Below are 13,398 nucleotides of genomic sequence, written 5' to 3'. Positions count from 1 at the left end.
TATTTAGGCGTAAGCCAGATTGCGGCCGTTTTTCTGGTCGAATAACAACACCTTATCCGCCTTCCAACCAAACCGGACAGCATCATCCAGCGCCACTTTCATTTGGGCCGATACGGTCGCGTGCAGACGGTTTTGTCCCACATCGATTGTCAGGATTTTGATCACGCCGTGATCTTCGACATCAAAGACACGCCCTTCCACCGGCGCACCGCTTTCAAGCACTAGATCTTCAGGGCGCACGCCAAACTTCAACGGCTGCCCTGCCCCGGCCCCTATCGCGGTTACTGGCAGGCTGAACCCGTTGTCGATACGCGCCTCACCGCCCTCAAGCGTGCCGTTCATCAGGTTCATCGGCGGCGTGCCGACCGATCCGGCAACAAAAGTGTTCAGCGGGTTATTGTAAATTTCCGACGGGGTGCCGACCTGCACCAGCTGGCCCTTGTTCAGCACGCCGACTTTATCGCCCATCGACATAGCCTCTATCTGGTCGTGAGTTACAAACACAAAGGTCGCGCCCAGTTCGTTGTGCAGTTTTTTCAGCTCCACCCGAAGCACGTCGCGCAGGTTGGCATCAAGGGCCGATAGCGGTTCGTCCATCAGGAACACACGAGGTTCGCGCACGATGGCCCGTCCGATCGACACACGCTGCATCTCTCCGCCGGACAGGCGTTCCACCTTGCGATCCAGCAGGCGGGTGATTTGTAGTGTCTCCGCTGCTTTATCGACCCTTTCCTTGATCTGCTCCGGCGTAAAATTCTGGGTCCGCGATTTTAGCGGAAATTCCAGATTGCCCCGCACCGTCAGGCGCGGATAGAGCGAATATTGCTGCAACACCAAAGCCACATCCCGCTGCGCAGCGTTCCAGTTGGTGGCGTCCATCCCATCGATCAGCACCTTGCCATTGTCAGGCTCTTCCAGCCCTGCAATCACCCGAAGGGTTGTGGTTTTGCCAGCGCCGGTCTGCCCCAAAAGGACAAAGAACTCACCATCCTTGATCTCAAGATCGAGATTGCGCAGGGCGCGGTTTTGACCAAAGCTTTTGTTGATCCCCTGTAGCGTAATGTCAGCCATCAGTTCGCCTCTCTCAAATTCAAGCCCGACGCCCCGTCAAAGAAATGGGCCTGCGCCGGATCAATATTCACAAACACCTGCTGGCCTTCGCGCGCGACAAAACCGCTTTCAGTGCGGGCCCGCAGCACGGTTTCCCCCACAAGCACATCCACAATGTCATGGCTACCGAGCGGCTCAATATTGCTGGTCTGCGCTGCAAGATACCCGTCCTGCGCCTCATGCGAGAGCAACACAGCTTCGGGACGCACGCCAAGGGATATCGGCTGACCTGTATTGCGCACATGGTTGACCAGTTGTTCGGGGAAGTGAAAGCCGCTTTGCGCACCGCCAATATGCACCGCGGAACTGCCGTTCAGGCCGCTGAAGGCTGCGTCTTGGATGTTCATCACCGGACTGCCAACAAATTTCGCCACGAAAGCATTAGTTGGATGAAGGTAAACTTCCTCCGGTGCGCCGACCTGTTGCAGCACGCCGTCATGCAGGATCACGATGCGATCCGCCAGCGACATGGCTTCGACCTGATCGTGGGTCACATAAACCGAAGTGGACCCCCGCGCGATGTGCAGCCGTTTGATTTCCGCACGCATCTGTTCGCGCAGTTTGGCGTCCAGCACGCCAAGCGGCTCGTCCATCAACAGCGCCTTGGGACGGCGCACCAGCGCACGCCCGATTGCCACCCGCTGCATATCACCGCCGGACAGCGCGGAAGGCTTGTTATCCAGATGCTCGGTGATTTGCAGGACTTCGGCGACTTCATTCACCGCTTTTTCGCGGTCAGCCGCGCCCAACCGCACAGCGCGCAGTGGGAAGGAGATATTTTCGCGCACGGTCATGTGCGGGTAGAGAGAGAACGACTGGAACACAAAGGCGATATCGCGATCAGCAGCCTTTTTGTGCTGCATCTCCGCTCCATCAATCAGGATTTGCCCCGATGTCACGGTTTCCAGCCCTGCAATCGCCCGCAAAGCGGTCGTCTTGCCACCGCCGGATTGCCCCAGCATCACCACGAACTCTCCGTCTTCAATCGTCAGGTCCAGATCCTTAAGCACCTGATTGGCGCCGAAAAATTTCTGCACGTTGCGCATGTCAATCTGTGCCATCAGACGATCCCCCCGTCTTTGTAGCTGCCCTTTTCGCGAACGTCGTCCGGCTGTTCCCCGTGTAGTTCCAGCACATCGGCGCTCTCGTCAACGAAATCGTCCTGAACCGGCGCATCGGGGCTGATTTTCGATGTCACCAGAAAGGCGATCAGCCCGAACAGCGTCATGGTCAGCCCGTAGCGGTGGAAAAACTCGCTCCAGGGTTGGCAGAGCGCGATAATCCCGAGGATCATCAGCGTCTGTGCGCCCGGTGCCAGAAAGCGGTAGTTTAATTCTCGAAAACTCATTTGCGGATTGCTCCAAAGGACATGCCACGCAGCAAGTGATTGCGCAGAAGGAAGGTGAAAATCGCCACGGGGATCAGGAACAGGAACGTCCCCGCTGCAATCACGGTCCAGTCCGGCAGGCCGGAACCGACCTGTGACGGGATATAGGGTGGTGCTGTTTGCGCGTTGCGGTTGGTCATGATCAGCGCGAAGGCGTATTCGTTCCACGCGGTGATGAAACAGAACACGGCTGTTGCCGCCATACCTGTCAGCGCTTCGGGCAGCACCACCTTAAAGAACGCCTGTATACGGGTGTAACCGTCCACCAATGCGGCTTCTTCATATTCGCGGGGGATTTCATCAATGAACCCCTTCATAATCCAGACCGCAAAGGACAGGTTGAACGCGGTATAAAGGATGATCAGCCCCATATGCGTGTCGTTCAAGCCAACCACGCGGTACATCAGGAACATCGGGATCGCGACCACAACGGGCGGCAGCATCCGTGTTGAAAGGATGAAGAACAGCCAGTCGTCCTCTCCGGCGACTTTGAAGCGGCTGAACCCGTAGGCTGTCAGCGTGCCCATCCCCACCGCAAGGATCGTTGAGATCACCGAGACGATCAGCGAGTTTTTGAACCTGTCGCCATAACCCGAGGAACGAACCTCACCGCTTTTGCGGTTCCGCACAACTTTTTCACCGCCGTCAAACACCATCTGCTCCCACCAAGGGGCGTTGTCGTATTCCTCTTGCGTTGGCTGTTCGCGCAATTGGCTGCGTTTGGTGAACAGCTTCACAAAGGGCGCAACGGTGGGTTCATAGACAACAGTCGGTGGTATGGTTGTTGCCAGATTTCGGGGTTTGAATGCTGTGGCCGCAATCCAGTAAATCGGGGTCAACATGATGATCAGGGCAACAAACACGGCGGCAATCGCGGTGCGGTTGGTCCATTTTTCTGCGGATGTCTGAACGCCGGCCATATTAACGCGCCTTCACTTTGTTAAGGTATTTCACATAGATATTGGTAATCGCCACCACCATGATCAGCACGATATAGGCAAATGCAGATGACATACCTGTCTGCCATTCCTGAAACGCCATCTTGTAAAGGCGAATGGCAATCAGCTCGGTTGTGGGCTGGGAGGACAGCACATAGGCCAAATCGAATGTTTTGAACGCCTCCATCGTGCGGAAGATGATCGCAATCATCAGGATCGGCGCCACGAGTGGCAGGGTAATGCGGAAGAACGTGTAGATATTGCCTGCGCGGTCAATCTCGGCGGCTTCGTACAGATGTTTTGGCACGGCGGACAAGCCAGCGAGCGACAGCAGCATCACAAAAGGCGACCACATCCAGATATCCACAATGGCAATCGCCCAAAGCGCGACATCAGGATCGGCAAGCCATTCGAATTTTCCAAGCCCGAGGAAGTAGTTAATGATCCCGAAGTTCGGATCATAAAGCAGCTTCCAGAACAGGCCTACAACCGCCATCGACAGCATCATTGGCAGCAACAAAAGCGTCGTGATTAACCCTTTCGCAGGGATCGCACGGTTCAGCAGCATCGCAAGGCCAAAGCCCACAACGACCTGCCCTGTAACGGAAATCAGCACATATTTCGCGGTGATCGAGAAGTTTTTCCAAATAAACGGATCGTTCAGCAGTTCACGGTAGTTTTGCAGCCCGATGAACTTGGCAGGTGCATTGGTCGAAGCGCGGAAATCCGTGAACGAGTATCCCAGCGAATACAGCAGCGGGAAGATGTTGAAAATAATCAGAAATGCGATGGTCGGGATTATAAAGAGATTGCGGATCGACAGGTCGCTAAGCCCCTTTGAGGCCGCCTGCGAGTTCGGGTCTAGCCGGGTCATGTTATTCGTCGGCACGGGGCGTTCCTTCTTCGCTCGTTCTGATCAAATGGCGTTGGGTCTGGAAACTAGGGGCGCCGCAGCGCCCCCGATTTTCGTGTCAAAGGCAGAATGGTTTATTGCCCGCGACCGTATTTTTTGAATGTGTTTTCCCAATCAGAGGCCAGCGCATCCAGCGTCTCTTTCGCTGTGCCTTCATCGCCAACGATGAATGGATACAGACGCTGGTTGGCAGAGGTCAGCAACTCGGCAAATTCAGGAACAGCCCAGAAATCCTTGACCTTAAACATGGTCTGGTAAAACGCCTCGTTATACGGGGTCGCCTGACGGAACTCGTCAGATTCCAGCACCGCAGCGCTGGCGGTATACCCACCGAGTTCAGCCCAGCGTTTCTGCGTTTCATCCTTGATAAACCACTCAAGAAAATCCATCGCCATGTCTTGATTTTCAGAGTATTTTACAACCGAAATCCCCTGCCCACCAAGGGCTGCAAACTGGTCGCCATCAGGTCCGGCCGGATTGGCAAAAAAGCCGGTGTTGGCCGCATGGGGGTTGGATGCCTCGTTCAGCAACGCAGGGAAAAAGGCGAAATAATTCATCGACATAGCCACAAGGCCTTCGGTGATCGCCTGATTGTTTTCCACAAAGAAGGTCTTGGCCCAACCCGGAGGTGTGTAGCTGTAGAGCTTCTTATAGTTCTCTAGCGCGGCAACCGCCTGATCGCTGTTTACATAGCCGTCAACTTCGTAAGTTTCGAAATTGCCCAGATCCGCCCCGTAAGAGAAGATCGCGTTCTCAACCCCCATGACCATCGCGTCATAGCTGTTGTCGGTATAAATCGCGATGCCGTAGCGGTCTTCGTCGGGGCGGTGAAAGAACTCGGCGATGTCGGTCAGTTCGGCCCATGTTTTCGGTGGCGCCAGATCATAGCCGTATTTCGCTTTGAATGCTTCCATTTCAGCCGGATCTTCGAACCAGTCCTTGCGATAGGACCAACCAACAGCATCCCCTTCCGCAGGAATAGCCCAGTATTTGCCAGAGTTGCCGGGATATTCGGCGTAATATTTCACCGTCGCCGGTGCCATCACCTCACCCAGATTGTTCTCTTTAAAGAAATCCGTGAGATCCACATAATGCCCGCCCTCGGACGCGGCACCGAGCCACTGACTGTCGCCGACGATCATGTCATAGGCACTGCCGCGGGCGTTAAATTCCGTGAATGCCTTGGTCTGAAAATCCGCCCAAGGGGTGGTTTCCACCGTCACCGAAATGCCGGTTTCCTCTTCGTATTCATTCACAAGTTCTTGCAGAAAGTTGGCAGGATCCCACTCCGCCCAGAAGATCACCAGATCTTCGGCAGCGGCGGACGTCGCCATCAGAGCCGAGATCGCGGCCCCGGCAAGCATGCCAGTCATTTTACGTTTCATAAGTTTTTCCTCCCAAATGTGCAGTGATCTACTGGCGGTTTTTCCACCGGTTTTAATTCTCAATTCGCCCTGTTCCACGGTCTTCCGGTCTGCTGCGGAATTAAAGGGTATTTGTCTCCCACGTTACTTTTGGTAATACCAGTTAAGGGATCGAGTCAAGAAATTGTTTTCGACCTTCACCCTCTCCAATTTCGCAGAGAAATACGTTATTTTCCTTATATTTTATTTGGAATTCACTCATTCCTGCCGGCGGAGCTGCGGAGATTTTCTAAAAACAGGGCTTTACGACTCGCCCCGATTTCGCCCATTCTGGCCGGACCAGATGCAATCCACAGGAAAGAAAACACGCGGAACGGGCGCGGGTCTTTTTAGAACTACTTTTGGTTGAAGCGGGAGGGTTTCAATTGTCAAAACTGTATCTTGTCGGAACATTCGACACGAAATCCGAAGAACTCGAGCATCTCGCGACCCTGCTGCGGCGTGGCGTGTTGCCCCTTGTGACGGTCGATCTCTCGACCCAAACCAGCGCGGATGCTGCAGATTTTTCAGCTCGCGACGTTGCCGCGCATCACCCGAAAGGTGCGGACTATGTTTTGGGCGGTAGTGATCGGGGACATGCGGTTCAGGCGATGGGAGAGGCGTTTGCGCGGTTTTGCAGCACGCGCCAGAAAGACATCAGCGCGATTATCGGGATTGGCGGCGGCGGTGGCAGCGCGATGATCTGCGAGGGGCTACGCGCACTGCCCTATGGCCTGCCCAAACTGCTGGTCAGCACGCTCGCTTCCGGTGATATGGCGCCCTACATTGGCAGTACGGACACGATTGTCGTTCCGTCTGTCACTGATCTTGCAGGCCTAAACCGGCTTAGCCGGAATATTCTGCACAACGCCGCACAGGCCTTGCTGGGGATGACATCCAGCCCCTATCTGCGCCCGATTGTAGAGAAAGAGTCGCTTGGCCTGTCCATGTTTGGCGTGACCACGCCCTGCGTGACCCAAATCACCGCGCAGATGAAACATCATTACGATTGCGTTGTTTTTCATGCCACCGGCACGGGCGGGCGCACATTGGAGAGCCTGCTTGACAGTGGCTATCTAAGCGGGGTGATGGATATGACCCTGACAGAAATCGGGGATGAGTTGGTGGGCGGCGTATTGCCGTCAGGCCCAGAGCGGCTGGATGCGGTGGCGCGCGCGCGCAAACCTTGGGTCGGGGCTCCGGGTGCTGTGGATATGGTGAACTTCTGGGCACCCGATACCGTGCCAAAGGCTTTTGCGGACCGTCTGTTTTACAACCACAACGCCAATGTGACGCTGATGCGCACAACGCCTGATGAAAACGTACACATCGGGACGTGGATTGCGGCGAAACTGAACAAATGTCGTGGACCTGTTACCTTGCTACTGCCCGAAGGCGGGGTTTCGGCGCTCGATATAACAGACGGGCCGTTCCACGACCCCAAAGCCAGCGCCGCGCTGTTTGAAACGCTCGCAGCCAAGTTCAAACAGACCGCGCAGCGCAGATTGATCCGCCTGCCCCACCACATAAACGATCCAGCATTTTCGGCCGCCGCCGTGGATGCCTTTCAATCCCTGCAACAGGACCAATAGCTTATGCCCTATTTCGACCGCGCCAGTATTCTGAACAATTTCAACACTATGATTGCCGAAAACCGGCCCATAATCGGGGGTGGCGCTGGTTCAGGACTGTCCGCAAAATCCGAGGAAGCCGGCGACATTGATCTTATCATTATTTACAATTCAGGCCGTTATCGCATGGCGGGCCGTGGTTCGGCGGCCGGATTGCTCGCCTATGGCAATGCCAATGAAATTGTCAGGGAAATGGCCGTCGAAGTCTTGCCTGTAGTCAAACACACGCCGGTTCTTGCAGGCGTAAATGGCACCGATCCCTTCATCCTGATGCCCCAGTTTCTGGCAGAACTGAAGACGATGGGGTTTTCAGGTGTACAGAACTTCCCCACCATTGGCCTGTTTGACGGCATGATGCGCCAGAGCTTTGAAGAAACTGGCATGGGCTACGGGCTGGAGGTGGATATGATACGACAAGCCCACGACATCGACCTGCTGACCACCCCTTATGTGTTCAACCCCGACGAAGCGATCGCGATGACAAAGGCCGGTGCGGATATCATCGTGGCTCATATGGGGGTGACAACCGGCGGGGCCATTGGGGCGACCTCGGCCAAGTCACTGGACGATTGCGTCACAGAGATCGACGCCATCGCAACAGCAGCGCGTTCCGTGCGCGAAGACGTGATCGTGCTGTGTCACGGCGGCCCGATCAGCATGCCAGAAGACGCCAAATACGTGCTGCGCCACGCCGACCGCTGCCACGGATTTTACGGCGCAAGCAGTGCTGAACGCTTGCCAGCCGAAACCGCCATCCGCGACCAGATCAAAGAGTTCAAAGCCATCGAAATTACACCAAAAGGATAATTCAAATGCGCGCGACCGACAAATATTTCATCTACCCCAATGACGTAGACAACTTCGGGTTCGACTGGGGGCGCTTGGCTCTTACCACCGCGCCAGAAGTTAATGGCGCCACAAAGTTTTCCGCAGGCGTTGTGTTTGTACCGCCCGGACAGGGCCATTCCCGCCATAACCATCCGGACGCCGAAGAGATCATATTCGTGATCAGCGGCACCGGTGAACAAATGGTGGAGGACGAAAACGGAACGCCGGACACCCGCGCCGTCAGCGCCGGTTGCACCATATTCGTGCCCGACAGTCGCTTTCACTCCACGCTCAACACCGGCGACACGCCGATGCAACTGTTTGTGGTGTATTCTCCCACCGGCCCCGAAAAAATGCTGCGCGAGGCACCGGATTTCCGCATCATCCCGAAAGAAGACCTTAAGGCTAGCTGATATGACACAACCCGATCTCGACTACAGTTTCTCCCATCTGGATGCGTTGATGGAGCAGGCAGGGCTCGACGCGCTTCTGGTGACGTCAAAGCATAACGTGCGCTACCTGCTGGGGGGCTATCAGTTCATCTTCTTCTCTGCGATGGATGCCATTGGCCACAGCCGCTATCTGCCGGTCTTCGTCTACATCAAAGGTGCTGTCGAAAAGACCGCCTATGTGGGCAATAAGATGGAAGGCGGCGAGCATGAGAACCACCCCTTCTGGCCACAGCACATCTATACCATGTCCTGGACCAGCCTTGATTCCACGCAACAGGCACTGGAACATCTGGACCGGATGGGCATCAGCGCGGGGCGGATCGGGGTGGAACCCTCTTTCCTGCCGATGAACGCCGCCGCTGAAATTGCCGCACAGATGCCCCAAGCGACACTGTTTGACGCCACGACCGTGCTGGAAGAACTCCGCGCGGTGAAAACAGAGCGGGAACTGAAACTTCTGCGTCAAGCATCAGAAACCATAACCGCATCCATGCAAGCCACCATTCAGGGCGCGAAACACGGCGACAGCAAGTTCGAGATTATCGAGCGTCTGCGTCAGGAAGAAACCAAACGCGGGCTGATGTTTGAATACTGCCTGCTGACCCTTGGCAACAGCCACAACCGCGCAGCATCAAGCCAGACCTGGGCAGAGGGCGAGGTGCTTTCGATTGATTCCGGTGGCAATCTTGACGGTTACATCGGTGATATTTGCCGGATGGGGGTGCTGGGTGAACCCGACAGCGAATTGCAGGATCTGCTGGCCGAAGTCGAAGCCACCCAGCAAGCCGCTTTCGCCAAAATCCGCGCTGGCGCAACAGGGGCCGAAGTGATCGTCGCCGGCGAATCCTGCCGCAAAACCCAACCTAACGCTTCTTGCACCGATTTCTTTGCTCACGGGATGGGGCTGATCAGCCACGAAGCCCCGTTCCTGATGACAAACCACCCCGTCGCCTACGAAAACCGCGATGCGGATAAGCCATTGCGCACAAACATGATCCTGTCGGTGGAAACCACAATGCTCCACCCCACGCGCGGCTTTATCAAACTTGAAGACACGCTCTGCGTAAAAGACGAAGGCTATGAACTATTTGGCACCGAAGGCCGTGGCTGGACCATCGGGAACAGCTGACAGTCGCATGCTCTTTTTGGGTCAAATATCCTCAGGGGGCGCGGGGGCAGAATGCCCCCGCTTTAAGGATCACAACTCTGATTTGCGCTGCTTGATCATATTGCGCGCAATCACAAGCTGCTGGATTTGGGTCGTGCCCTCGTAAATCCGGAACAGCCGCACATCGCGGTAGAAGCGTTCGATTGCGTATTCGGACATATAGCCCGCACCGCCGTGGATTTGCACTGCGCGGTCCGCAACCCGACCGACCATTTCGCTGGCGTACATCTTGCAACAGGCCGCATCCGTGGTAACCACCTCGGCGCGGTCCTTGGCGCGGGCTGTTTCGAGCACCATACAACGGGCGGCAAAAGCCTCGGCGCGGCTGTCCGCCAGCATGGCCTGCACCAGTTGGAACTCGGCAATCGGCTGGCCGAACTGCTTGCGCTCCATCGCGTAATCCAGACTGTCCGCGATCAACCGCTCTGCGGCGCCGACACAAACTGCCGATATATGCAGCCGGCCGCGATCTAGGACCTTCATGGCCGTGCGGAACCCCTGCCCCGTCTTTTCACCAAGAACGGCGGATGCGGGAACGCGGCAGTCCTCAAACACCACATCGCTGGTCAGCGATCCCTGCTGCCCCATTTTTTTATCCACGGACCCGATGCTTAGTCCCGGCGTGCCTGCTTCAACCAGAAAGGCGGTGATGCTGCCCTCGGGATTGTCCGGATCCTCTGTGCGGGCAAATACGGTGAACAATCCGGCGTGGGGCGCGTTTGTGATGTAACGCTTGGTCCCGTTCAGAATAAAACCATCCCCGTCCCGCTTTGCCGACGTCCGCAAGGAACGGGCGTCCGAACCGGCTTCGGCCTCGGTCAGGGCGAAAGAGGCGATCATCTCGCCACTGGCAAGCTTTGGCAGATAATGCTGCTTTTGCGCCTCGGTCCCGTCCATGATCAGCCCCTGTGAGCCGATCCCGTTGTTTGTCCCGAGCAATGAGCGAAACGCCGGAGAGGTCCGGCCCAGCTCAAACGCCAGATTGACCTCTTCTTCCATGTCGAGCCCCAACCCGCCGAATTCTTCGGGGATAGACAGGCCGAACAAGCCCAGTTCGCGCATCTCGGCGCGTATGTCTTCGGGAATGGTGTTGGTCTCGGCGACCTCGTCCTCGCGGGGCACCAGCCGTTCGCGCACGAACCGCTGCAACGTGGATTTCAAAAGGTCGAAAGTTTCAGTGTCTAGCGCCATAGGGTCCTCGGTTGATCAGGGTTCGCCGCAGTCTCTCGCAGCATAGCGTGTGTAGCACCGCTGGCTGGCAACTGGCTACATATTTGCGCCAAACGGCACTACCCTGCCGCGAATGACGCTGCGCCATAAGAAAAGCCCGCAGCACGGAGCTGCGGGCTTTGGGGAGGGTTCGATTACCCGGATGGGAGGTTATCCAGCGTAATCAAGGTTGAATTTCTCTACACCGATGGAGGCGCCGATACCTGTTGTACCGGAAAATGCAGCCGGTTGCAGAGCGAAGGAGCGGTCAAGACCACCGACCAGCACATGGCCACCGCCGCCAGCGCCAATAGAGGCATCTGCTGTCGCGCCGATGAAGTTACCTTCCAGACCGCCAGCTTCCAGACCCGAGGTCGGTGCAAATACGTACCATACCATTGTCTCGACCTTCTGGGCTGTCAGATCGACGCCAACTTTGGTCGCTGTGCCTACGTAATGTTCCACATTGCCTGTTTCAGCGGAAGTATAGGAACAATCGAACTTGGCTTTGGAGAACACGATCAGGTTTTCGCGGTCTTCCTGTTCACAAATCAGCTCACCCACTTGAACCTTGTTATCCCAGTTCATCGGGGCCTGCAGTTCGGTTTTGGTCGACTCTTCTGCGGTCCCGCCGTCGGCAACGGCAACGAGCGGCATGGCTGCGGCGATCAGGGTTGCGGTGGCTGTTTTAGCGAATGTGCGTGTCATTTTATTTCCTTTTTTGTTGCAAGTTATCTGCTACAGCGAGGTAACGTGCGCCATGCTGAAAGGTTCCAGACTTTCTCAGAAAGAAATCCGTGCCAACAGCGACCAGCGGAAATCCTCCGATGGGGAGGCTCGATTTTTAAATGCTTTCCTTGCAAGAGACTCTGTGACATAAAGGCGTTGTGAGCCGTCTTTCACACGTTCCGTTCTTCTTCTTTGTTGCAGACGCCGGTACCGACTAGAGACCCGACTGCACCAAGCCACCACATTCCGTGGGTGGTATACAATTAGGAGAATTACGATGGCTAATGGCACCGTAAAATGGTTTAACGCAACTAAAGGTTTTGGCTTTATCGAGCCTGAAGCCGGTGGCGCAGATGTGTTTGTACACATTTCCGCAGTTGAGCGCGCAGGTCTGTCCGGCCTGAACGACAACGACAAAGTAACATACGAAATCGAACAAGGCCGCGACGGTAAATCCTCCGCTGGCCAACTGGCGATGCAAAACTAAATCGCTTGGGCGGCATCGACCGTCCTACTGATTTCAAACGCCCGCAAGTCTGACTTGCGGGCGTTTTTTGATGTGTTCAGTTTTTGGCGAACAGTTACCGTTTAGCCCACGAACTCGACACTCTGTATCGTGCCCCCATCATTCGAAGTTTCCGACAACCGGCTGCCAAGTTGGGCCGCGGCCGCTGACATCAACATCTCTCCCAGACCTGTATCGCGTGTTTCCGCAGATGCCGCATTACCGCGCCCGATCCCGTCATCGCGACAGGTCAGTTTCAGATGTATTTCGTCGATCCGTTCGAGGATAATATCAACCTGACCGGAGCGATTTCCGGGAAAGGCGTGTTTAATGGAATTGGCGAGAAACTCGCTCGCGATCATACCAATGGCCGATGCTTTTTGCGCATCAAGGGGCGATTCAACGCTTTCTACTTTCACTGTAACATGGTCCGGCGCTACATCCTTTAACAGAGTAGCGACCCTTTCAAGATAGCACCGCGCCTCTACGTGATTGCTGCCCCCCCGCCCCATGAGTTCGCTATGGAGCGACGCGACAGAACCGATCCGACGCTCGATCAGGCGGAGCACCTCAAGGGACTGGGGGTCTGTAATCTTACGTGAGGCGACGCGGGTGATGGAAGCAATCGTCTGGAGCGAATTTTTGACGCGGTGATCCATTTCACTGCGCAAAGCCGCCTCGGTGCGCAGTTTCTTGCGCAATTCAAGCTGGGTCACGACCTGTTTTGACAGGGTTCGAAGAGCTTGGCGCTGAAATTCGGTTAATTTGCGTGGCTTTGTATCCAAGACACAAAGCGTCCCGATCGGCATCCCGTTCGGTGCCACCAGATTGGCCCCCGCATAGAAATTCACCCGCGGATCGCCTGTATGTAGCGGATTGTCGAGCGTGCGTGGATCGGCTGACATATCCTCGACCTCCAGAAACCCTTCTTCAAGGATCGCATGGGCGCACACCGACTGGTCCAAAGGCGTTTCTTCAGGCGCAAACCCCACGCGCGCTTTAAACCATTGACGGTCACCATCGACGAGACTGATCAGAGAAACCGGCACATCACAGATGTTTGAGGCCAGCTCTGCAATATCGTTGAAATCGACCTCGGCCTCAGTGTCGAGCACTTCGTAGCCA

14 protein-coding genes are annotated in these 13,398 nt (G+C 55.8%); 5 read left to right on the top strand and 9 right to left on the bottom strand.

From position 1 onward, the window contains the following. Positions 1-3 precede the first annotated feature (3 nt). The 6 genes from IEX10_RS03805 to IEX10_RS03780 form a co-directional block, all read right to left on the bottom strand. Positions 4-1,071 (bottom strand): ABC transporter ATP-binding protein, encoded by a 1,068-nt coding sequence (locus tag IEX10_RS03805; protein WP_188671043.1) that lies wholly within the window; start codon positions 1,069-1,071, stop codon positions 4-6. Beyond that, positions 1,071-2,171 carry an ABC transporter ATP-binding protein gene (locus tag IEX10_RS03800; protein ID WP_188671041.1) on the bottom strand — a complete coding sequence of 367 codons (1,101 nt, stop codon included), beginning with the start codon at positions 2,169-2,171 and terminating at the stop codon, positions 1,071-1,073. The genes IEX10_RS03805 and IEX10_RS03800 overlap by 1 nt, the downstream gene beginning before the upstream one ends. Then, positions 2,171-2,458, bottom strand: a complete 288-nt coding sequence (locus IEX10_RS03795) for a hypothetical protein (RefSeq protein ID WP_188671647.1) — start codon at positions 2,456-2,458, stop codon at positions 2,171-2,173. The genes IEX10_RS03800 and IEX10_RS03795 overlap by 1 nt, the downstream gene beginning before the upstream one ends. After that, the gene (locus IEX10_RS03790; protein WP_069299271.1) at positions 2,455-3,417 is read right to left on the bottom strand and encodes a carbohydrate ABC transporter permease; all 963 of its coding nucleotides are present in this window, start codon (positions 3,415-3,417) and stop codon (positions 2,455-2,457) included. Before IEX10_RS03790 ends, IEX10_RS03795 begins: the two co-directional genes overlap by 4 nt. 1 nt (position 3,418) lies before the next feature. Continuing rightward, on the bottom strand, positions 3,419-4,324 hold the full coding sequence (locus tag IEX10_RS03785) for a carbohydrate ABC transporter permease (protein WP_188671039.1): 906 nt from the start codon (positions 4,322-4,324) through the stop codon (positions 3,419-3,421). Between the two features lie 98 nt (positions 4,325-4,422). Next, positions 4,423-5,733, bottom strand: coding sequence for an ABC transporter substrate-binding protein (locus IEX10_RS03780; RefSeq protein ID WP_188671037.1), 1,311 nt, complete (start codon positions 5,731-5,733; stop codon positions 4,423-4,425). A gap of 404 nt (positions 5,734-6,137) precedes the next feature. On the opposite strand from IEX10_RS03780, the gene IEX10_RS03775 reads away from it, so the two are divergent. Genes IEX10_RS03775 through IEX10_RS03760 form a run of 4 tightly spaced genes read left to right on the top strand, consistent with a single transcriptional unit; the run spans position 6,138 to position 9,791 of the window. Next, on the top strand, positions 6,138-7,343 hold the full coding sequence (locus IEX10_RS03775; protein ID WP_188671035.1) for a Tm-1-like ATP-binding domain-containing protein: 1,206 nt from the start codon (positions 6,138-6,140) through the stop codon (positions 7,341-7,343). 3 nt (positions 7,344-7,346) lie between these two features. After that, positions 7,347-8,189, top strand: a complete 843-nt coding sequence (locus tag IEX10_RS03770) for a phosphoenolpyruvate hydrolase family protein (protein ID WP_188671033.1) — start codon at positions 7,347-7,349, stop codon at positions 8,187-8,189. A gap of 5 nt (positions 8,190-8,194) precedes the next feature. Then, positions 8,195-8,623, top strand: coding sequence for a cupin domain-containing protein (locus IEX10_RS03765; RefSeq protein WP_188671031.1), 429 nt, complete (start codon positions 8,195-8,197; stop codon positions 8,621-8,623). 1 nt (position 8,624) lies between these two features. Continuing rightward, positions 8,625-9,791 (top strand): M24 family metallopeptidase, encoded by a 1,167-nt coding sequence (locus IEX10_RS03760; protein WP_188671029.1) that lies wholly within the window; start codon positions 8,625-8,627, stop codon positions 9,789-9,791. 69 nt (positions 9,792-9,860) lie between these two features. Here IEX10_RS03760 and IEX10_RS03755 read toward each other — a convergent pair whose 3' ends face one another. Together IEX10_RS03755 and IEX10_RS03750 are read right to left on the bottom strand one after the other, a co-directional pair. After that, on the bottom strand, positions 9,861-11,021 hold the full coding sequence (locus IEX10_RS03755; RefSeq protein WP_188671027.1) for an acyl-CoA dehydrogenase family protein: 1,161 nt from the start codon (positions 11,019-11,021) through the stop codon (positions 9,861-9,863). Positions 11,022-11,210: 189 nt separating this feature from the next. Further along, the gene (locus IEX10_RS03750) at positions 11,211-11,747 is read right to left on the bottom strand and encodes a DUF992 domain-containing protein (RefSeq protein WP_188671025.1); all 537 of its coding nucleotides are present in this window, start codon (positions 11,745-11,747) and stop codon (positions 11,211-11,213) included. Between the two features lie 298 nt (positions 11,748-12,045). Between IEX10_RS03750 and IEX10_RS03745 the strand changes: the two genes are divergently transcribed. Continuing rightward, entirely contained in the window at positions 12,046-12,255 is a 210-nt protein-coding gene (locus IEX10_RS03745; RefSeq protein WP_101656517.1) for a cold-shock protein, read from the top strand. A 101-nt stretch (positions 12,256-12,356) separates the two neighbouring features. Here IEX10_RS03745 and IEX10_RS03740 read toward each other — a convergent pair whose 3' ends face one another. Next, positions 12,357-13,388 (bottom strand): histidine kinase dimerization/phosphoacceptor domain -containing protein, encoded by a 1,032-nt coding sequence (locus IEX10_RS03740; RefSeq protein ID WP_188671023.1) that lies wholly within the window; start codon positions 13,386-13,388, stop codon positions 12,357-12,359. Positions 13,389-13,398: the final 10 nt, after the last annotated feature.

This window comes from Neptunicoccus cionae (assembly GCF_014643735.1).
Lineage (GTDB): Bacteria > Pseudomonadota > Alphaproteobacteria > Rhodobacterales > Rhodobacteraceae > Amylibacter > Amylibacter cionae.
This window is presented reverse-complemented; position numbering and strand designations above follow the sequence as displayed.

Excerpts from the sequence above, each read along its gene's own strand:
- IEX10_RS03805 (WP_188671043.1), bottom strand. The coding sequence starts at position 1,071 with ATGGCTGACATTACGCTACAGGGGATCAACAAAAGCTTTGGTCAAAAC.
- IEX10_RS03800 (WP_188671041.1), bottom strand. The coding sequence starts at position 2,171 with ATGGCACAGATTGACATGCGCAACGTGCAGAAATTTTTCGGCGCCAAT.
- IEX10_RS03795 (WP_188671647.1), bottom strand. The coding sequence starts at position 2,458 with ATGAGTTTTCGAGAATTAAACTACCGCTTTCTGGCACCGGGCGCACAG.
- IEX10_RS03790 (WP_069299271.1), bottom strand. The coding sequence starts at position 3,417 with ATGGCCGGCGTTCAGACATCCGCAGAAAAATGGACCAACCGCACCGCG.
- IEX10_RS03780 (WP_188671037.1), bottom strand. The coding sequence starts at position 5,733 with ATGAAACGTAAAATGACTGGCATGCTTGCCGGGGCCGCGATCTCGGCT.
- IEX10_RS03770 (WP_188671033.1), top strand. The coding sequence starts at position 7,347 with ATGCCCTATTTCGACCGCGCCAGTATTCTGAACAATTTCAACACTATG.
- IEX10_RS03765 (WP_188671031.1), top strand. The coding sequence starts at position 8,195 with ATGCGCGCGACCGACAAATATTTCATCTACCCCAATGACGTAGACAAC.
- IEX10_RS03760 (WP_188671029.1), top strand. The coding sequence starts at position 8,625 with ATGACACAACCCGATCTCGACTACAGTTTCTCCCATCTGGATGCGTTG.
- IEX10_RS03755 (WP_188671027.1), bottom strand. The coding sequence starts at position 11,021 with ATGGCGCTAGACACTGAAACTTTCGACCTTTTGAAATCCACGTTGCAG.
- IEX10_RS03750 (WP_188671025.1), bottom strand. The coding sequence starts at position 11,747 with ATGACACGCACATTCGCTAAAACAGCCACCGCAACCCTGATCGCCGCA.
- IEX10_RS03745 (WP_101656517.1), top strand. The coding sequence starts at position 12,046 with ATGGCTAATGGCACCGTAAAATGGTTTAACGCAACTAAAGGTTTTGGC.